The 19581-nt window shown below is 39.5% G+C and carries 22 protein-coding genes; 14 read left to right on the top strand and 8 right to left on the bottom strand.

Features of this window, described 5'->3' with window-relative positions; all coding sequences use genetic code 11:
• Positions 1-252: 252 nt before the first annotated feature.
• Positions 253-579, top strand: coding sequence for a DUF1878 family protein (locus J7I90_RS06510; RefSeq protein ID WP_214769441.1), 327 nt, complete (start codon positions 253-255; stop codon positions 577-579).
• 2 nt (positions 580-581) lie between these two features.
• On the opposite strand, the gene J7I90_RS06505 is transcribed toward J7I90_RS06510, so the two are convergent.
• Together J7I90_RS06505 and J7I90_RS06500 are read right to left on the bottom strand one after the other, a co-directional pair.
• The gene (locus J7I90_RS06505) at positions 582-1160 is read right to left on the bottom strand and encodes an HTH-type transcriptional regulator Hpr (protein WP_034314691.1); all 579 of its coding nucleotides are present in this window, start codon (positions 1158-1160) and stop codon (positions 582-584) included.
• Between the two features lie 191 nt (positions 1161-1351).
• Positions 1352-1714: a YtxH domain-containing protein gene (locus J7I90_RS06500; RefSeq protein WP_214769438.1), complete on the bottom strand. Its 363-nt coding sequence runs from the start codon at positions 1712-1714 to the stop codon at positions 1352-1354.
• A gap of 286 nt (positions 1715-2000) precedes the next feature.
• On the opposite strand from J7I90_RS06500, the gene yhzF reads away from it, so the two are divergent.
• Positions 2001-2204, top strand: a complete 204-nt coding sequence (gene yhzF, locus J7I90_RS28245) for a membrane protein YhzF (RefSeq protein WP_483861560.1) — start codon at positions 2001-2003, stop codon at positions 2202-2204.
• A 98-nt stretch (positions 2205-2302) separates the two neighbouring features.
• On the opposite strand, the gene J7I90_RS06495 is transcribed toward yhzF, so the two are convergent.
• The 3 genes from J7I90_RS06495 to J7I90_RS06485 form a co-directional block, all read right to left on the bottom strand.
• Positions 2303-2821, bottom strand: a complete 519-nt coding sequence (locus tag J7I90_RS06495; protein WP_034314684.1) for a tryptophan transporter — start codon at positions 2819-2821, stop codon at positions 2303-2305.
• A gap of 126 nt (positions 2822-2947) precedes the next feature.
• Positions 2948-4051 carry a 3-phosphoserine/phosphohydroxythreonine transaminase gene (gene serC / locus J7I90_RS06490; RefSeq protein WP_214769435.1) on the bottom strand — a complete coding sequence of 368 codons (1104 nt, stop codon included), beginning with the start codon at positions 4049-4051 and terminating at the stop codon, positions 2948-2950.
• A gap of 216 nt (positions 4052-4267) precedes the next feature.
• Positions 4268-4690 carry an HIT family protein gene (locus J7I90_RS06485; RefSeq protein ID WP_214769432.1) on the bottom strand — a complete coding sequence of 141 codons (423 nt, stop codon included), beginning with the start codon at positions 4688-4690 and terminating at the stop codon, positions 4268-4270.
• 582 nt (positions 4691-5272) lie between these two features.
• On the opposite strand from J7I90_RS06485, the gene J7I90_RS06480 reads away from it, so the two are divergent.
• From J7I90_RS06480 to J7I90_RS06470, 3 genes are all read left to right on the top strand, one after another.
• On the top strand, positions 5273-6016 hold the full coding sequence (locus J7I90_RS06480; protein WP_214769430.1) for an ABC transporter ATP-binding protein: 744 nt from the start codon (positions 5273-5275) through the stop codon (positions 6014-6016).
• Positions 6009-7217: an ABC transporter permease gene (locus J7I90_RS06475; RefSeq protein ID WP_214769428.1), complete on the top strand. Its 1209-nt coding sequence runs from the start codon at positions 6009-6011 to the stop codon at positions 7215-7217. Before J7I90_RS06480 ends, J7I90_RS06475 begins: the two co-directional genes overlap by 8 nt.
• Before the next feature lie 105 nt (positions 7218-7322).
• Positions 7323-8027 carry an EcsC family protein gene (locus J7I90_RS06470; protein ID WP_214770143.1) on the top strand — a complete coding sequence of 235 codons (705 nt, stop codon included), beginning with the start codon at positions 7323-7325 and terminating at the stop codon, positions 8025-8027.
• A gap of 29 nt (positions 8028-8056) precedes the next feature.
• Here J7I90_RS06470 and J7I90_RS06465 read toward each other — a convergent pair whose 3' ends face one another.
• Positions 8057-9268: a M20 family metallopeptidase gene (locus tag J7I90_RS06465; RefSeq protein WP_214769426.1), complete on the bottom strand. Its 1212-nt coding sequence runs from the start codon at positions 9266-9268 to the stop codon at positions 8057-8059.
• A 512-nt stretch (positions 9269-9780) separates the two neighbouring features.
• Here J7I90_RS06465 and J7I90_RS06460 point away from each other — a divergent pair.
• Positions 9781-9978 carry a phosphatase PAP2 family protein gene (locus J7I90_RS06460; RefSeq protein WP_214769424.1) on the top strand — a complete coding sequence of 66 codons (198 nt, stop codon included), beginning with the start codon at positions 9781-9783 and terminating at the stop codon, positions 9976-9978.
• Between the two features lie 160 nt (positions 9979-10138).
• On the opposite strand, the gene J7I90_RS06455 is transcribed toward J7I90_RS06460, so the two are convergent.
• Positions 10139-10654 carry an antibiotic biosynthesis monooxygenase family protein gene (locus J7I90_RS06455; RefSeq protein WP_214769407.1) on the bottom strand — a complete coding sequence of 172 codons (516 nt, stop codon included), beginning with the start codon at positions 10652-10654 and terminating at the stop codon, positions 10139-10141.
• 252 nt (positions 10655-10906) lie between these two features.
• Here J7I90_RS06455 and hemE point away from each other — a divergent pair, with 252 nt between their 5' ends.
• The 3 genes from hemE to J7I90_RS06440 all read left to right on the top strand — a co-directional run bounded on the left by hemE (position 10907) and on the right by J7I90_RS06440 (position 13811).
• A complete protein-coding gene (gene hemE / locus J7I90_RS06450; protein ID WP_214769404.1) occupies positions 10907-11950 on the top strand; it encodes a uroporphyrinogen decarboxylase in 1044 nt (347 codons plus the stop codon).
• Positions 11951-12028: 78 nt separating this feature from the next.
• Positions 12029-12964, top strand: a complete 936-nt coding sequence (gene hemH, locus J7I90_RS06445) for a ferrochelatase (protein ID WP_214769401.1) — start codon at positions 12029-12031, stop codon at positions 12962-12964.
• 271 nt (positions 12965-13235) lie between these two features.
• Positions 13236-13811, top strand: a complete 576-nt coding sequence (locus tag J7I90_RS06440) for a TetR/AcrR family transcriptional regulator (RefSeq protein WP_214769385.1) — start codon at positions 13236-13238, stop codon at positions 13809-13811.
• Positions 13812-13952: 141 nt separating this feature from the next.
• Here the strand turns inward: J7I90_RS06440 and yhfH are convergent, their stop codons facing one another.
• Positions 13953-14081 carry a protein YhfH gene (gene yhfH, locus J7I90_RS06435; RefSeq protein ID WP_214769382.1) on the bottom strand — a complete coding sequence of 43 codons (129 nt, stop codon included), beginning with the start codon at positions 14079-14081 and terminating at the stop codon, positions 13953-13955.
• 174 nt (positions 14082-14255) lie between these two features.
• On the opposite strand from yhfH, the gene J7I90_RS06430 reads away from it, so the two are divergent.
• From J7I90_RS06430 to J7I90_RS06410, 5 genes are all read left to right on the top strand, one after another.
• Complete coding sequence (locus J7I90_RS06430) at positions 14256-14990, top strand: MBL fold metallo-hydrolase (protein WP_214769368.1); 735 nt, start codon at positions 14256-14258, stop codon at positions 14988-14990.
• Positions 14991-15031: 41 nt separating this feature from the next.
• On the top strand, positions 15032-16021 hold the full coding sequence (lplA, locus tag J7I90_RS06425) for a lipoate--protein ligase (protein ID WP_214769365.1): 990 nt from the start codon (positions 15032-15034) through the stop codon (positions 16019-16021).
• Between the two features lie 178 nt (positions 16022-16199).
• Positions 16200-17744, top strand: a complete 1545-nt coding sequence (locus tag J7I90_RS06420) for a fatty acid--CoA ligase family protein (protein WP_214769357.1) — start codon at positions 16200-16202, stop codon at positions 17742-17744.
• A gap of 176 nt (positions 17745-17920) precedes the next feature.
• Positions 17921-18448, top strand: coding sequence for an HD domain-containing protein (locus J7I90_RS06415; protein ID WP_034314654.1), 528 nt, complete (start codon positions 17921-17923; stop codon positions 18446-18448).
• 185 nt (positions 18449-18633) lie between these two features.
• A complete protein-coding gene (locus tag J7I90_RS06410; RefSeq protein ID WP_214769355.1) occupies positions 18634-19323 on the top strand; it encodes a LuxR C-terminal-related transcriptional regulator in 690 nt (229 codons plus the stop codon).
• The last annotated feature ends 258 nt before the right edge of the window (positions 19324-19581 follow it).

Raw genomic sequence — 19581 nt, 5'->3', positions numbered from 1 at the left:
TATTGTTTTCCACGAATTCATTTCGAAATCAGCCCTCCAAAGCTGTTGAATATACTTACATACATTACGATGAATGGGTGGAAAAAGCAATGGTATTCTTTGATTATGTTTAAGATGAAATCACTTTGGTGAGTAAGCATGCAATGGGCAGGTTTTGAGATGGGGATCAGGCGGATTACCGAGTGTGAAATTCAAAAATTGGTTATAAGTCTTTTATGTTAAATTGAATGATTGAATGGGGATTAGTGATGTATGAAAAATATAAATGAAGAAATAGAAATACTCCGTTTTCATCAACGGCTTTTATTAAACCTTATACGCAATCCGGAGGCCAAGTTGGACTATCTTTTTGTGGAAAAAAATTTCACGAAGAAGGAAGCGGAAGAGTTATTAGAAACATGTGATATCTTGAGCAAACGCTATGAAATAGAAAAAGCGGAAGGGTATATGAACTTTCGACCGCTTTTTAATCAATTTGAAAGAAAGGTTAATCCAAAAATAACCACAAAGGAATGCATTGATGCATGCATCTCACAAGGTTTGTATGTATCATTCATGAAGGAAATGGATAGAGTATGAGATTAAACTGGCTCAGTTTCTTTCTCTATCTTTTTTTTTGTGATTTTACCCTCCACGTCCGTAAACTCCTGATCGATGTTATCGAAGGATCGTTCAAAGATTTGCATGAAGTCTTCACCGTATATATTTCGGATGATGGCCATCATTTCAATCATATCCGGAAACTTGCCATAAAGTTCACGCAATGGAAGTGCACCCGAGAAAGCGGAGTTCTTACTTGGGTCGTAGGTCTCCATTAAATCAAGTAGAATTTTTTCACCTTCCGCTGTGATCTCTATATACGTATTCCTTTTGTCATTTTCCTTTTTTGAAAATGTTAAGTATCCGCGTTCCTCTAATTTTTTTGAAAAGTTAAATGCGGTAGAAACATGCATGACCCCAAATTTTGCAACATCCGAAATGGAAGAGCCATTAAGATGGTAGGCAATCCAAAGGATATGGTGCTCATTGATGTTTAAATCATAGGGCTTGATCCATTGCTGCCAATCTTTTTCAATCGATTTCCATAATGCTTTGCTTAATTGTGCAATTCGTTGACTAAAAATCATTGCTTCTTTCATAGAATAATTTTTATTCTGCATATTATGGGCTCACCTACTTATAAGATTCTATATATTTATTATGACAATAAAATAAAAATTAATAAAGATAAATATTTGCAAAATTTTTAGAAAATTTTAGTTTTTTTAATGAATTCTCCATTCTTCTCCAATAAACCATGTAATTTATTGGGAAAAATGGAGAATCAAGCTTGTGTGACTAGTGTCAGCTATTAATTTTTAGAAGTAGGGGCGGCCGCTTCCAATTCTTTCAATGAATTTTCAATTTCCTGAACGTTCTTCAATAATTCATTCTTATTGGGTTCGATTTCCCGCTTCCAGTTCTCGATGACGACCTGAACATCCGAAATGAATGTTTTCACCGTTTCTTTGCTGATTTGTGAAGCTTCCATCGTATCATCTCTAATATTCTGCATTTTTACCTTTAATTCATCAATTGTAGTCTTAATTTCGTCGGTATTCGTCTTGATGCGGGTCCGTAGGTCTTTACCTGAACTTGGTGTCGAAAGTAAGGTTGCCGCACCAGCTACTACTGTTCCGGTCAAAAAGCCAATTAGTAATGATTTTGCTTTCATTAGGATCACCTCATTTTATAATATGTTTTCGCTTTCCATGGTCTGAATCCCTGCTGCATCAATTGGAAATTATGATAAATAGGGAGAGAAATACTATTGATATCAAAATACCATAATTTTCATCCTTATGGAAGAGAATCGACCATTTTATCTTTATATCACAAAAATATTTTTTTAAACTTAGAGAGTCAATATATAATATTTAAAAATAACTTGAAGCTTTAATAATAATGCTTCATATAAAGGGAAGAGCGGCATATAGATAATAAAAACAAGCTGTCGGAACATGGATGGCACTGGTGGGTTAATAATGAAAATCATTTTTTTATTAGGCCTGGTATGCCTGTGCGGGATGGGGTATTTTCTAAGGCAAGCAAAAAATCCTGGCATCTATCCGCCTAGGAGGGTGCTCCAGGCTAGAGCCTTCGCTATGGGTCTCCCCGGGGTTTTACTGCTTTTCATTTGGTTTATGTGGATGTTGATTCATTGACCATTGGAGGGTGATTCTGACTAGAATTCCAGATTCATATGATTGGAAAAAAAGCACCGGACATTCCGGTGCTTTTTTAGGTATGATGGTCCTGCTGCTTAAGCATTAATGGGTATATTTGATTTTCTTACGATGCCGTTCACAATTGGATATATGATGACCATCGCAACTGTATTTAACAATACGGCAGGAAGCACAACAGCTCCGAAAAGTGCAACGAAAGGCCCTGGAAGGGAAACGATATAATAAGCCGAACCAAGGAAGACAGCGCCGGAAATCAATGTTCCAACGGCAGTCAAGATACTGACGGTGACAACGGATGTTGAAAACTTCTTTAGACTGATGAATAAAAGGTAAAACAGAAAGGCTGTTGCCAATTTGTCTATGATATTTGGGATCTGTCCTGCAGGAAATGTAGTTGTCATGGCAGAGATGGCTCCTGCTGCCAAGGCGACAATGAATACATTCTTCTTAGCGGGAAAAAGGGTTATCGCCAAAAACATCATTAACAGCATCATATCCGGTTTCATTCCAAGGAAGAATCCAGGTACGATAAAATGCAGGGCAGCCCCAATCCCGATTAATAGGGACAGTGACACAAGGGTTTTCGTTTTCATTTACTCATCTCTCCTATTCTCATCTCAACTAACAGCTTTTCTTCAACAATGCACTATTGCCTGTTGCAAGAAGTTTAAAATAGTATATCATAAGACCTATTTTTTTAGAAGTTATATTTGTTTGAATTAAAGAGTTTGAGCTTCCTTCGCGTTATACGATTCCTGGAACTTCTTCATGAAATCAGCAAGGTCCTGGCAATGGGATAGAGGGACCGCATTATAGATGGATGCCCGGCAGCCGCCGATGGAACGGTGACCGTTCAGTCCTACGAATCCGGCTTCCTTCACTTCTTTAAGGAATTGCACTTCAGCTTCTTCAGACGGAAGCGTGAACGTTACGTTCATTAATGAACGGCTGTCCGGTAGGGCATGGCCTTTATAAAAACCATCACTGCCGTCGATGGCATCGTAAATGACTTTTGCTTTTTCTTCGTTGATTTCAGCAATCTTTTCCACTCCGCCCTGATCTTTTGCCCAATCCAACACAAGGGACAATAAGTAAATGGCCAATGTCGGAGGAGTGTTGTATAAAGAATTATTTTTCGAATGGATCGAATAGTTCATCATGGATGGGATCTTGTCATTATCCGTTATTAAATCTTTACGGATGATAACGACTGTGATTCCCGACGGACCTAGATTCTTTTGTGCACCAGCATAGATGATGCCGAATTTATTAATATCAATCTTTTTGCTGAGAATATCACTTGACATATCGGCTACTAGAGGAATGTTGCCTGTTTCCGGGAAATCCTTCCACTGTGTTCCGTAAATCGTATTATTGCTTGTGATATGAAGATAGGCAGCATCGTCATTCAATTTGATATCTTCCACTTTAGGGATGAACGTATATTTTTCATCTTTGGATGAAGCGACTACGGCCGTTTCACCAACCTTTTTGGCTTCTTTTAATGCTTTTTCCGACCAAGAACCAGTGAGTACATAATCTGCCCTTTTTCCATCTTTCAAAATGTTCATGGGAATCATGGAAAATTGTAGACTTGCCCCTCCTTGAAGCAGGAGAACTTCATAATTTTCAGGAATTTCCATAAGATCTTTTAATGATTGAATGGCATGGTTATGAATTTTTTCGAATTCGGAACTTCTATGGCTTAATTCCATGACAGACATACCGGAATCCTCAATATTCAACCATTCGTTTTGGGCTCTTTGTAAAACTTCTAAAGGAAGGGCGGCTGGCCCAGCGTTAAAATTACGTGCACGTTTCAATTTTTTTCCTCCTATGCGACAATGTGATAAAGTATTTTAGACTATTCATATATCCTACCAGAAAACTAAATTCAATTGGAGGAAAATTTAGAATTTTAAATCCGTTTTTTAATGATAGACCAAAGTAAAAAGGTCCTGCACTTTAAAGTGAGGACCAACTCGGGATCATTTTTTCAAGCGACGAAAGGAGAAGGAAACCTTCTTCAGGTTGCAGTCTCATTGTATATGCTGTGCAATGGAGTCAGCGATTTGTTTCAGGTCATCCGATGTATAGTCGCTGGTATTTGTTTTCCAAACTGCACCAAAGCCGTCACCTTCCCCATGCCGAGGAATTAAATGCATATGAAAATGGAAAACGGACTGCCCTGCAGCTTCACCGTTATTATTTAAAAGGTTCAGGCCTACAGGTTGGAATTCCTGCTTCATGGCGCGGGCAATTTCCGGCACCACTTCAAAAAGGTTCTTGGCAATCTCAGGTGTCAACTCATAAAGATTTTCCTTATGTACTTTAGGTATTACCAGCGTATGGCCTTTCGTTACTTGACTGATATCGAGAAAGGCCAAAACATGTTCATTTTCGAAAACTTTACTACTTGGAATTTCCCCATCGATTATTTTGCAAAAAATGCAATCACTCATTTATAACGCTCCTTTAAAAGTTAATGTATTTGGTTAATCGTACCATAGCTTGAATCCTTGAGAAAAGGAAAAATATAAAAACAGGATGCAACATTAAGTTGCACCCTGCCTGTTGAAAAAGGGGGTTTTGCTTCAAAATTCGCATTAGCATAAATTCTCTGCGACAAACACCTCATCTACATTGTAGTAAAATATGGTTATTATCTAAATAGAGATTTTCCATTCAAAGCAACCATCTCCTATATCTTTAAAGTTTCATCAACTTTTAAAGCATAATTGATAATTATTGAATGACTTTTCTGCTTTTACGTGCAAGAGAACCATCTCCTTGCTCGAAACGATTTTTGTTATGAAGCTTCTGGTTTAATTCAGTTTATACGTCTTTAACTGACACCTCATTTACAATATGATGTGAATCACACGTAATGACTAACCCCTTCTTCCTTATTTATGATGACCATCAAGCAGGAAAAATATAATTAGTTATTTATGGAAATCGAGCTCCGGAACACTCGACTATATAAAAGCAGGAGAATTTGATAAAATGGAAATAAGAACCTCTAAATAGAAAGGATCGTTTATATGTCCTTATTGGAAATAAAGCAGTTAGTGGGCGGATACACGAAAACGCCCGTTTTAAAAGGAATAAGTTTTGACATTCAGCCTAATGAGCTGGTTGGGTTAATTGGGCTTAACGGGGCCGGGAAAAGTACGACGATTAAACATATCATCGGACTCATGGAGCCGAAAGGCGGAAGCGTGTCGATTCATGGTAAAACACTAGCTCAGGACCCGGATACATATCGAAAACAATTCACTTATGTTCCAGAAACGCCCATTTTGTATGATGAGCTTACACTTGAGGAGCATTTAAAGCTTACAGCCATGGCACATGGTTTGGCCGAAGCCACATTTAAAGAAAGGATGGAAGTTCTGTTAAAGGAATTCCATATGGAGAAAAGGCTTAAATGGTTCCCGGCCCATTTTTCAAAGGGAATGAAGCAAAAGGTCATGATAATGTGCGCCTTTTTAGTACAGCCGTCTTTATATATCGTCGATGAACCCTTCGTAGGTCTTGATCCACTAGGCATTCAATCCCTGCTTGATTTGATGAGGAAGATGAAAGAGAGCGGAGCGGGAATTTTAATGTCTACACACATTCTGGCGACAGCCGAGAGGTATTGTGATTCTTTCATCATACTGCATAATGGAGAAATTCGGGCGAAAGGCAATCTTGAGCAGCTTCGTGAACAATTTTCCATGCCAGGGGCAACTCTGGACGATTTATATATCCAATTGACGAAAGAAGAATTCGGTCATGAATAGTCAAAATCTCTGGAAGGAAAGATATATAGGCTTTATAAATGAAACGCAAAAATATCTTCGTTATATTTTTAATGGCCATCTTGTTTTTGTCATGGTATTGGTTCTTGGTGGTTTGGCTTATTATTACAGTGATTGGGTGAAGACGTTAAACAGTGATTTCCCTGCTGAATTGATCATGGCCTTAGTTTTATCGATCATTGTAACCAGAAGTCCGATAAACACTTTCTTGAAAGAACCAGATACGGTATTCCTGCTTCCCCTTGAAACGAAGTTGAGAAGCTATTTCAAGAATTCACTGATATTAAGCTGGGTCATGCAAGGCTTTATTCTTCTGGTTGTCCTGATTGCTTCGATACCGATGTATTCGAAGGTTACGGGTGCAGGAGGTAAGGACATTGGAATCATCCTGGTCGTTTTGCTTATTTTGAAGCTTTTGAATTTAACCATGCGCTGGCTGGTATTGAAATATCAGGATACATCAGTGAGCCATTGGGACTCACTCATCCGCTTTTTACTTAATGGAGTGATTCTTTATTTCATCTGTTCAAGGGCAAATATACTGTTTGCACTTATAACCTTCTTATTATTGTTAGGACTTTACATGTATTACCGAAGCGCAACTAAAGGTTTTGTGCTGAAGTGGGAACGGCTGGTGGAACTGGAGAACAAACGGATGAATTCTTTCTATCGAATAGCGAACATGTTTACTGATGTACCTCATTTGAAAGGCAAGGTAGCGAGGAGGAAATGGATGGACTGGCCATTATCACTCATTCCCTATGGTGATAAATCAACTTATACCTATCTTTACGCCCGTACCCTGCTGCGATCCAATGATTATGTGGGACTTTGTTTTCGTTTAACGATCATGGGATCGGTGATTTTAAGTGTATTCACTAACATATTTGCACATTTGATTGTTGCGTTCATGTTCTTATTCATGACAGCTTTGCAACTGCTGCCGGTTTGGAAGGCACATGAATGGAAAGTATGGGTCTCATTGTACCCATTGCCAGCAAAAATGAGAGAATCTGCAGTCATAAAACTAATTTCCTATTTCCTATTATTTGAGGACCTTGTCTTCAGTTTGGTCCTGCTAGTGAAAGGGGAATGGATGTCCGCTTTAGCCGCCTTGGCAATGGGACTTGTTTTCATATTCGGTTTTAAAATTTATGCAACAAAGAAAATAAAAAACTTTTAAGCAGAAGCTGATTTTTCATAAAATCAGCTTTTTCTTTTAAGAAATGAAAATTGAAACTAAAAGCCTCATAGGGGGTATATACATATTTAACGGAGGTGTTAAATGATGGATGAATATGAGCAACAGGCATTATCGGAACTAATATCATGGAAAAAGAAAGTAGCCAAGAAATCCGGCAGGCTTGAGCGGATGTCCAAAAAGGCGCAAATCAAATTGAATAGTTATATTCCAGACCGAGTGCACAAAGTGATTACTGATAGTATTAAAGGGATGATAGAGGCTGTATTAGCAGGTTCTAAATATATGTCTAAAGAAAAAAATGTAGTGCTATTATCCTTGCAGCAAAAAGAAGAGTGGGTTGCGGAAACTGTAACCGCATATCGGAAAACGGCCGTTATAGAAGGTGTGGGAACCGGAGCGGCAGGGCTTTTAATTGGATTGGCTGATTTTCCATTACTGCTCAGCATCAAGATGAAATTATTATTCGAACTATCCCGTATATACGGTTTCGATCCAAATAAATATGAGGAACGTTTATTCATTCTCCATATCTTCCAGATGGCATTTTCTAGCGAGGAGAAGAAATTGGAAACATTACAGGTAATAGAGGAATGGGATTCAGGGAAATGGCCGGAAATAGACTGGCAAGAATTTCAGCAGGAATATCGCGATCACATCGATGTCATTAAAATGTTCCAGCTCGTTCCAGGTATTGGGGCAGCTGTCGGTGGATATGCCAACCATCATTTGTTGGAACATCTTGGGGAAACGGCTGTCCATTGTTACCGAATCAGACTTCTTAAACAGTAAGGGACGGGGAAAATCCGTCCCTTTTACCATTACCGCAATAAAGATTCATTCACCTTTTGGGATGAGTGTTTCTTATTGTGATAGGTCACCGCTGCAGTGCCTAATATTTTGGCAGCGATGAGCATCGCTTTTTCATCAATGTCAAACAAAGGATGATGATGTGGATATGTATGTTCATTTTTTGGCTTGGCCCCTGTAAAGAAGAATGTACCTTTTACATTTTGTAAATAATAAGAAAAATCTTCACCTGTCATATCCGGGTCAATTTCCTCTGTAATCAAAACTTCCTTGACGGACTCAGTGCTCTCGATGAGGAACTTAGTTTCCTCAACATGCGGAATAACAGCTGGATAACCTTGAAAGTATTGATATTCATAGGTGCAGTTCGCAGCTAGGCAGGTGCCTTTAATAATCCGCTCCATTTCTTTGCTAATGAATGAACGGATATCTTCCTTGAATGTACGGACGGTCCCAATTATTTTAGCCTTATCTGCAATGACGTTAAAGGCATTATCTGCAACAAAGGAACCGACGGTAATGACTGCAGAATCTATTGGGTTTAGGCGGCGGCTTACGATTTGCTGCAGGGCCATGACGAGCTGAGAGCCGACTACGATTGCATCACGGGTTTTATGCGGCTGGGCTCCATGTCCGCCCTGCCCTTGAATTGTGATTTCAAAACGGTCAGCAGCGGCCATAAGGGGTCCATAAGTGTATTGCACTGTTCCGGTTGGGGCAGTTGCCCATAAATGGGTGCCGAAAATTACATCCACCCCATCAAGGCAGCCAGCTTCAATCATTGGTTTGGCACCCCCTGGAGCATATTCTTCAGCATGCTGGTGGATAAATATATATTCACCCTCGAGCTCATCCTTCAGATCATTCAGGTTTTTAGCAAGGACAAGGAGTGTCGCTGTATGGCCATCGTGTCCACACGCATGCATGACCCCGGGTACGGAAGATTTATAGGGAACTTCTTTTTCATCTTGAATGGGTAAGGCGTCGAAGTCAGCGCGCAATGCTACGGTTTTACCAGGCTTACTGCCTTTGACCTTGGCAATAACACCATTACCGCCTACATTCGTCCGGTGTTCGATTCCATGTTTTTCATAATATTCAGCGATGAAGGCTGCCGTTTGGGCTTCTTGAAAAGAAAGCTCGGGATGTTGATGAAGGTAACGCCTGATCGAAACCATTTCTTCATATGAGCCATCCAGAAGATTGTGTAATCGCTGTATCATTTTGCACCTCCCAATGATTGGATTAATTGTAAATAGTATATCATATTCTGGAAGATCCAAAGTGAATTAAATACCTTGAGGAGAGAGATATATAATGAATAAATATCCTGGATTGCTATGGTTTCACTTGCTTGTTGCTATTCTTTTTTTTGATGAATGAAATTCAGAGTGAGAAATCTTTAGCATTCGATACATATATTGCGGAATTCTTTTCCGTAGGTAAAAATACATTTTCGTCACTTTCTTCAAGTCCATCCTATCTTGGAAAATCCATGTTTATTGGTTTTGGTAGCTTACTATGTGTTCTATATTTGTGAATAATATAGAAGGATTATTAGACCATGGTCGTCTCTTCTATCGGGATTGATGGGGGGATGTATTAAACGGGTGGATAAAAAATCATGTTAAAAGAGTGCGCCCTGAAAATCATTTGATGGAGACCACCGGCTTCAGTTTTCCAAGTGCCCACGAATTGGCGGGCCTTATTTTCTCATATGGTTGCTTATTTAATCATGAATGAAATTAAAGGAAACTCATTGAAATGGGCAGTGGGAATCGGTTTCGTTTTTCTCATCCTGCTGATCGGTGTCAGCAGGATCGCCATGAAAGTTCACTTTCCAACTGATATCTTGCGAGGTTTTGCATTATGGGCGGCATATAGTTTAACTCTGTTTAAATTGTATAAATTCCTGGGGTCTAGCGTACATTGAATAAAATATATGTAAATATCGGTTGCATTTCCCCGGAAATAAAGAAGGAATTTGTCGGATTGTTATAGGTTTATATGACTTTTAGCGTCCAAATAACGTTCTGCATTACTATGAAGGGGCCCATCCTTTAGGATGGGCCCCTTATTAAGCAGTAAATAGTCTATTCCTCAGAATCTTTCACCAATGTATACTGCGTTACAAAGGCTTCACCTGAAAACATCTTCTGGCTGGAATTCGTAACAGGAGGTTTGGAGTCACTGTTATGCGCCTGCTGGAATGAACTGGATTTCTTCCAGTTCATAAAGTCCGATTGTTTTTCCCAAATCGTTAAGATTACATATGTTTCAGAGTTGATTGGACGCAGGATACGAAGGGCAACGAAGCCTGGTTCATTTTCAATGAATCCGGCCCTGTTTTTAAAACGGTGTTCAAATACCGGCCGTCCTTCCTCACTGACAGGGATATTGTTCATGACCACATATCCATGATCTTGAAGAGTTCCCTTCCCATCGACTACCTCATATTTTCGTGGCGAGTTGAAGAGCGTTTTACCTGTAGTTTCATGTAAAAGTACTGTGTTTTGAGCATTCTGCATAAGTAATATTTTTTCATTGGGGTGTTTATCTTTTTTGATTTTCAAAAAATCATAAGTACCTGATGTGATGAATACATTCATAAATTCCCCTCCAATTTCTATATAGTGCCTGTATACCCATTTTACCCAATGAATAGTACTTTTACCATTTCCAAACTAACCATTAAGCTGGTAAACCGGTAAGATACATATATAAAAGTCGATTTTTTGACAAATATATTATAGAAAAAGCTATAGTTTAAGGAGATTCGATTTGAAATTCAACATCCTTCTGATATTCTATGTAGGTAATGAATAAAAATAGAAACGTGATTGCTTGAAAGGTGGATATTAATGTCTAAGGAAATTACGAATGATACATTTTTAAAAGCTGCAAGAGGAGAGAAAACGGATCATGTGCCTGTTTGGTATATGCGTCAGGCTGGCCGTTCACAGCCGGAATACCGTAAATTGAAAGAGAAGTACTCACTTTTTGAAATTACTCATCAGCCGGAATTATGCGCTTATGTAACTAGATTGCCAGTGGAGCAATATGATGTAGACGCTGCGATTTTATATAAAGATATAATGACACCGCTACCAGCCATTGGTGTCGATGTTGAGATTAAGTCCGGAATCGGTCCAGTCATAGCCAATCCGATCCAATCGGTGACAGATGTTGAAAAATTAGGTGAATTGAACCCAGAGAAAGACATCCCATATGTGTTGGACACTATTAAATTATTGACCAGGGAGCAATTGTCCGTGCCTTTGATCGGTTTCTCCGGGGCTCCGTTCACCATTGCTTCATACATGATTGAAGGCGGCCCCTCCAAAAACTACAATAAGACGAAAGCTTTCATGTATTCCGAGCCAAAGGCCTGGTTTGCATTAATGGATAAGCTAGCGGATATGATCATCATCTATGTCAAGTCGCAAATCAAAGCCGGCGTTAAAGCCATCCAAATCTTTGATTCATGGGTGGGTGCTTTGAATGTTGAAGATTACCGCGTATTCATCAAGCCGATCATGACTCGTATCTTTTCATCATTGCGTGAAGAAAATGTACCGCTAATCATGTTCGGGGTCGGCGCAAGTCACTTGGCACTTGAGTGGAATGATCTTCCGATTGATGTAGTCGGGCTTGATTGGAGACTGCCAATTACAGAAGCAAGACAAATGGGAATCCAGAAAACGGTACAAGGTAATCTAGATCCTGCCCTACTATTATCATCATGGGATGTTATAGAAGAACGGACGAAAAGGATCCTCGATCAGGGCATGGAGCAGGACGGCTACATCTTTAACCTTGGTCATGGCGTTTTCCCTTCCGTAAATCCGGAAACACTGAAGAGGCTGACCGCTTTCATTCATGAATATTCATCAAAAATGAAGTAAGGTGAGCGAACCATTTGCTAAAACTCCTTAATTGGATGCACAATAAAAGAACGAAATCTTTAAAAGAGGTGTAACTTCATGTCAAGAAAAAAAATGGGCCTTTTAGTCATGGCTTATGGTACTCCATACACTGAAGAGGATATTGATAGGTATTATACACATATTCGTCATGGGAGACGGCCAAGCGACGAATTGATTGCCGACCTAAAAGGCAGATATGAAGCGATCGGTGGATTATCCCCGCTTGCAAAAATAACGGCAGGACAAGCTGAAGCGCTTGAAAAGAAATTGAATTCCGTTCAGGAGGAAGTTGAATTCAAGGCATATCTTGGCCTGAAGCATATTGAACCTTTTGTTGAAGACGCAGTGAAACAAATGCATGAAGATGGAATCAAAGAAGCGGTCAGTATCGTATTGGCACCGCATTTTTCAACATTCAGCGTGAAGTCTTATAATGGACGTGCCCAGGATGAAGCCGCTAAATTGGGGGATCTGACCATCACTTCCGTTGAAAGCTGGTATGATGAGCCAAAATTCATCCAATATTGGGTAGACCAGGTAAGAGAAGTGATTGGGAGAATGACCTCGGAAGAACGCGATAATTTCGCTTTGATTGTGTCGGCACATAGCCTCCCGGAAAAAATCTTGCAATCCGGAGATCCGTATCCAAATCAACTGAAAGAAACCGCAGACATGATCGCTGAAGGCGCAGGGGTTACCAATTATGCAGTAGGCTGGCAAAGCGCTGGACAAACTCCTGAACCATGGTTGGGACCCGATGTACAGGATTTAACCCGAGATCTTCATCAAGCTAAAGGTTATAAAGCTTTCATTTATATTCCTGTTGGCTTTGTTGCCGAGCACCTTGAAGTCCTTTATGATAACGATTATGAATGTAAGGTTGTGACGGAAGAGATTGGCGCAGGCTACTACAGGCCGGATATGCCCAATGTTAAACCTGAATTCATCGATGCTTTGGCCTCTATCATTTTAAACAGATTACAGGAAAAGTGATCAGTCAATAGGGGAAAATTAGTTTAACCATGCTTGCCATGTGCTCTGCATTTTTCATTTGAAGTTATGTTATTCACTGGAAAAGCGACGCTATCTTTGGCTTTGCAGATTTAAATAAATAAGTATTTTCGAAAAGTGGCTGTCCAGTAACGGGGATGGCCATTGTTTCTCTTGGGAATTGAAAATATAATTGAAAAAACTGAAAATTTTTGGTATGATATCGTTGAACATAATGACTGTTTTGTCCGTCTGGTCAGAATTGAGGTGGGAAATGTCTGTTGATCGTAAAAAATTAATTTTGGAAGCTGCGACCAAGTCGTTTTCACTTTTTGGCTATAAGGCAACGACGATGGATCAAGTCGCTAAAATTGCCAATGTGGGAAAAGGGACCATTTATACCTTTTATAAAAATAAAGAAGAGCTGTTTAAAGAAATCGTTCAGCGGATGATAGAGGAAATGAAATATGAGGCGGAACAATCTTTGGATGACAAACTCTCCTTTTTTGAAAACCTGCATCGGGCCGTTTATCGAATTCTGGAGTTCAGGCAGGAACATCAATTATCATTAAAACTTCTTCAGGAAGAGCGGGAAATTGGCACGCCGGCCGTTCAGGAAATGGTTAATGAAATGGAAGAAGCCATTGTATCCTACATTAAGGAAAAACTAAAAATAGCGATTGATAAGGGCTATATACAACCTTGCGATCCGGAGATAACAGCTTTCCTGATGCTAAAGATGTACCTTGCCCTGATCTTTGATTGGGAAAGGAACCATGCCCCATTAGAGAAAGCGGAAATTGCTGAACTATTTAAAATATATTTGTTTAAAGGATTATCCGTTACGTGATCATTCTATTTTGCTGAAAGGCAATGACCTAATAAAAGAAGAGATACCGATCATCGGTATCTCTTCTTTTATTGGTTTTGTTTCAGCTGCGAAACTGAAACATCTATGATTTGGGAAGAGAATGGTGAAGCCCAAAGACTACTACTCTCCAGAAAGGCAATGATCACAGTGGTTTCCATAACATTCGTGCTGTTCTTCAATTTTTTTTCCGCATTCCGTGCATTGTTTTGATGGCAGATTTTTAAAGAACTCAATGCTACTTTGAATCATGAACATCATCTCCTGAATTTTTTTATTATTCGCTTTTCTATGGTTTTATTGTATTATAACAGATTTGAGATGTCAATTAATGTTTTATAACATAAGTGAAAAAGGTGAAATAAGGGCAAGAATAGTTTATATTAATGGGGTAGTCATTTAGAGAAGAAAAAGGAGTGCCTAAACATGAAAATCACCGTAATTGGCTGCTGGGGCGGTTATCCAGCTAAAAATGAGGCAAGTTCCGGCTATTTGCTTGAATATGAAGATTTTCGCATTCTGCTTGATTGTGGCAGCGGTGTTCTATCACAGCTTCAAAATCATATGAAGCCGGAGGATCTTGGTGCAGTTGTGTTATCCCACTATCATCCTGATCATGTAGCGGATATTGGTGTCCTGCAGCACGCGGCGTTCATACAGCAGATATTGGGCAGCGAAAAAAGGACGATTCCTATATATGGTCATGATTTGGACGAAGTCGAATTTGGTAAGTTAACTTATAAAGACGTGACAAAGGGGATAGCCATCTCTGCTGAATACCCCTTAACCATTGGACCGTGTAAATTTACGTTCATGAAAACAAAACACCCAGTCCCTTGTTTTGCAATGAGGATTGAAGCTGAAAATCATTCGATAGTTTACACAGGTGACAGTTCATATATGGATGAGCTTGCAGATTTCGCTAAAGACGCAAATGTTTTATTATGTGAAAGTAACTTTTACAGTGATATGGATGGTTCAAAGGCGGGGCATATGACGGCAAGGGAAGCGGGCCTGCTGGCAGAAAAGGCTGACGTCCAGCTTTTGCTGTTAACTCACCTCCCTCATTATGGGAATCTCGATCAACTGAAAAAAGAAGCATCCGAGGTATTCAAAAGGGAAATAGCTGTAGCCAAAACCAATCTCGAGTTCCAACTATAAATGAAACATCAGTGATATGAAGTCTACAAGGAGGTACAACTGTGCTTTTTATTGATAATAAGGGAATTACAGATCCAAGAATTAACCTGGCCATCGAAGAATATGCGCTTAAATATTTAAACATAGATGAAACCTATCTTTTATTTTACATTAATCGACCTTCAATCATCATAGGCAGAAATCAAAATACGATTGAAGAAATCAATTCCGATTATGTAGATGAAAAGGGCATTACAGTTGTTCGCCGCCTTTCCGGGGGTGGAGCGGTTTATCATGACCTAGGGAATCTCAATTTCAGTTTCATTACGAAAGACGATGGGGATAGTTTCCATAACTTCAAGAAATTCACCCAGCCTGTCGTGGAAACGCTCGAGAAATTAGGAATACATGCTGAATTGAGCGGTCGTAACGATATTCTGGCTGAAGGAAAGAAAATTTCGGGAAACGCGATGTTTTCAACGAAGGGCAGAATGTTCAGTCATGGGACATTGCTGTTTCAATCAGAAATGGATCACATTGTATCCGCTTTAAAAGTGAAAAAAGATAAAATCGAGTCCAAAGGGATTAAATCGATAAGAAGCCGTGTCGGTAATATCGCCGATTTCCTAAAAGAACCGATGTCTGTCGAAGAATTCCGTTCATTCCTTCTGCAAAATATTTTCAAAGATACCGGAAAGGTTACAGAGTATGTTTTAACAGAAACGGATTGGAAGAAAATTCACGAAATCTCGGAAGATAGGTATCAAAATTGGGAGTGGAATTACGGAAAATCACCTAAATTCAACTTGCAAAGCTCACATAGATTTCCCGTGGGATCTGTTGATATCCGCCTTGAAGTGAACAGGGGAATCATTGAAAACTGCAAGATCTACGGTGATTTCTTCGGGGTCGGAGAGGTTACGGATATTGAACGAAAGCTTACTGGAACTCGCTATGAAAAGGAAGCAATCAGCAGAGTACTGGATGAGATCGATGTTCGTCATTATTTTGGCAATGTAACAAAAGAAGAAATATTGGCTTTAATATATTAAGCCTGAAAGCCGTCCCGACTTAATAGGACGGCTTTTGTGACTAATAATGACAGTAATTGCTTGAATATGGATAAAATGGTTGCTGTGATCGCATTCTTTTAATATAATAAAAATGTATTTAGTTCACCATAAAAATGAATGATCATTCATTCATGCTATTTGCAGGGGAGGGAGAAAGATGAATTTATCTGAACAGCTTCATCAAATGGCTTTAAAAAAGGCGGATAAGCCAGCATATTACTTTTTGGATCAATCCACTTCATATGGGGAATTGGATAAAGCAGTTACCAAGTTCGCAGACGAATTACATAGGCTTGGTGTTTCAAAAGGTGATAACATTGCGCTGTTATTAGGCAACTCTCCACATTTCATCATTTCATTGTATGGAGCTATGCGAGCAGGGGCGACCGTAATTCCCGTCAATCCAATATACACACCTGACGAGATTGGTTATATCCTGAATAATGGCGATGTAAAGGTTGTTGTGGCATTAGATAAGCTTTTACCCTTACTGGAGAAAATGAACCCTATCCTTTCAAGTGTAGAACAATATGTAATTTGTGAAACGCAGCCGGATAATGGGGATAGTAGCGAATTTAATATCTGCAATAAAATGAAATCGTTTACAAAAATGGTCGAATCGGGGGATGAAGGCTTTAAAGGTCCAGAATTGGATCCGGAAGATACGGCAATCATACTTTATACTTCCGGGACAACGGGAAAACCAAAGGGGGCCATGCTCACACATACCAATATCTACTCCAATGCACATGATATTGGTGAATATTTAAATATCACGGAAAGTGACCGTGTCATTACGACATTGCCAATGTTCCATGTTTTCAGTTTAACGGTAGTTGTGAATGCCCCGTTGATAAGCGGAGGTACGCTTTTAATTGTCCCGCAATTCAGTCCAAAGGAAATATTCAGGCAAATCAAAAAATATGATGCAACCGTTTTTGCTGGCGTGCCAACGATGTATAACTTTCTTTTCCAATATCCAGATGCTAAAGAGGATGCTTTGAAGTCTTTACGGATATGCATATCGGGCGGATCCGCCATGCCAGTGTCCCTGCTTGAATCATTCGAGCGGAAATTTAATGTTAGGGTATCAGAAGGATATGGCTTATCCGAAGCTTCGCCTGTTACCTGCTTCAATCCTTTGGACCGTCCAAGGAAGGCGGGTTCCATTGGAACCTCCATCCTTAGGGTGGAAAACAAAGTGGTCAATGAGCTTGGAGAAGAAGTGCCGATCAATGGTGTAGGAGAATTGATTGTCAGAGGTCCGAATGTAATGAAGGGTTATTATAAAATGCCTGAAGAATCAGCCGCTGTCTTGAAAAATGGCTGGTTATATACTGGCGATTTAGCCAGGATGGATGATGAAGGCTACTTTTTCATTGTAGATCGTAAAAAGGAGCTTATCATCGTCGGTGGCTATAATGTCTATCCACGTGAAGTGGAGGAGGTTCTGTATGACCATCCTGAAGTAGTTGAGGCAGCAGCCATTGGCGTTCCCGATCCCAATCAGGGGGAAGTGGTTAAATGCTTTGTGGTAAAGAAAAACAATGCATTGACTGAGGAAGAGTTGCTTGCCCATTGCATGGAACATTTGGCCAAATATAAGGTGCCGGCAAAAATTGAGTTTTTGGATGAACTTCCAAAAAACGCGACTGGTAAAATTTTAAGGCGTTCCTTGAAAAACCAAGTACTGCAAAACTAAATTACATTGATCATGAGGAGATCATTGCCTATAACCGGCAATGGTCCTTTTTTTGTACAACCAAAGTGTATGAGGCTGCATAAAATATATTGAAAAATCTTAAAACCTTGATTCTTGTTTCGAAAAGAGTTATGATTGTCATTAAAAATTTCCACAAAATTGTAAGGAGGGGTTAGATGAGAGATGTAAAGCTTTTGGATATTTTTACACATCCCATTGCTCAAAAATACTTGAACCGTTCAGGTCTGGCACATGCGATTGCGGTAGCATACCATGCGTTTCACTTAGCAAATGAATATAATGTCGACCCTGATATTGCCGCTAAAGCCGGGCTATTGCATGATATGGGTCATTTCACCTGGTATCGCAATGGTAAATGGGATTATGATCTTTATAAACAAAATGATATTCACCCCATCAAAGGTGCCGAACGAGCACATAAACTGTTAATCCGCTTGGGAGAAAACCCGATCAAGGCAAAGACCATTTCCCTCGCCATTTTATTTCATACTGATTCGTTCTTACCTTCGAATGATATTATTCGTACACCGCTTCAGCAAGTCGTCAAATGGGCCGACGAAAAAGATGAAGAAGAAGGCGGAAAACACCATTATCGGAAAATTGATTTTCCACGGGCAAAGGAAAGCATCATGAAACTTGATACGCTCATAGATGAGGAACAAAGAAAAAGGCTATCATCCTGAAGTCAATCGGGTTGATAGCCTTTTTATTGTCAGGAGGAAAGCATTTATTAAAAGTATTTTTTACAGTTTAAATTTGTTAACAAGTGAATTAATGATGTAAAATATAGACCATTAGAACTATTTTGCGGCGGACAATTATAAAAAATCGGATTAAATAACAAATAAAGAAAGTAACAGGTGAGGTTATGAAGTCGATTAAGCTAATGATTTATGGTGGTCAGGGAGGAATTGAGGGAATCATCGAAAAAGAAGGTGACATTAAGGTCATGGGGATGACTGGAAATGAAATGGACCTTCTTGATTCTGATCATACATCAGTCATGCCAGATGTCATTCTTATTGATGCACGCTCATCAGGGAAGTATGGACAGGAAGTCATGCAAGTCCTTAAGGAAAAACACCCATCCACTCCTTTCGTCATTTTTACAGCCTATTCAGAAAATCATTATCTTATCGAAGCAATAGGCCATGGTGCAGCAGGTTATGTGTTACAGGATGGCGGAATGAAACAAGTGTTGTCGGCAATCCGTCAATGTGCCAACGGTCAGATCGTTTATCCTGCCTCATTCAAATCAATTTTAATGGAAAAGCTGGAGCGGGATGTTGAAAAATCACCAGTAACTTTGGAAAAGGCAATCGAAAAATTGGGGGCTTTTTCGAAACGCGAGCATGAACTGCTTATCCTGCTAACCCAAGGCGAAACGAATCAGCAAATTTCAAAAAAACTTTTTCTATCGATCGGCACGGTAAAAAACTATATAAGCCGTATTTACAGAAAACTGAATGTTAATAATCGACCGGAGCTTATGGCACTTTTGTATGGTTTTCAAAATAGTGGGATGAGGGAGGACCAATCATGCCCGCCGTTCCGTTAATCGGTCTCATTCATTACAAATCAAACTCACACTTGAAGCCCTTTGATGAAACGGTTATCATCTTAGCAATTAGGCAAAGGAGTAAATCCGTCGTTGCCTTAAAACTCCCATCCCTCCATATTTTTAGTGTCTCTGCATAAAACATATTTCGCCTCCCATCCCGGAAGTGCATGTTTTGCTGATGGAGTATACTGTGAAATCTAAAGGTTGATAATGAAGAATGAAAAATTAACAGAATGATGGGAATTGTAAGGAATG

The sequence above is a fragment of the Bacillus sp. ISL-57 genome, assembly GCF_018613135.1.
GTDB lineage: Bacteria > Bacillota > Bacilli > Bacillales > DSM-1321 > Peribacillus > Peribacillus frigoritolerans.
The sequence above is the reverse complement of the archived record's forward strand: the minus strand, read 5'-3'. Positions and strand labels throughout refer to the sequence as shown.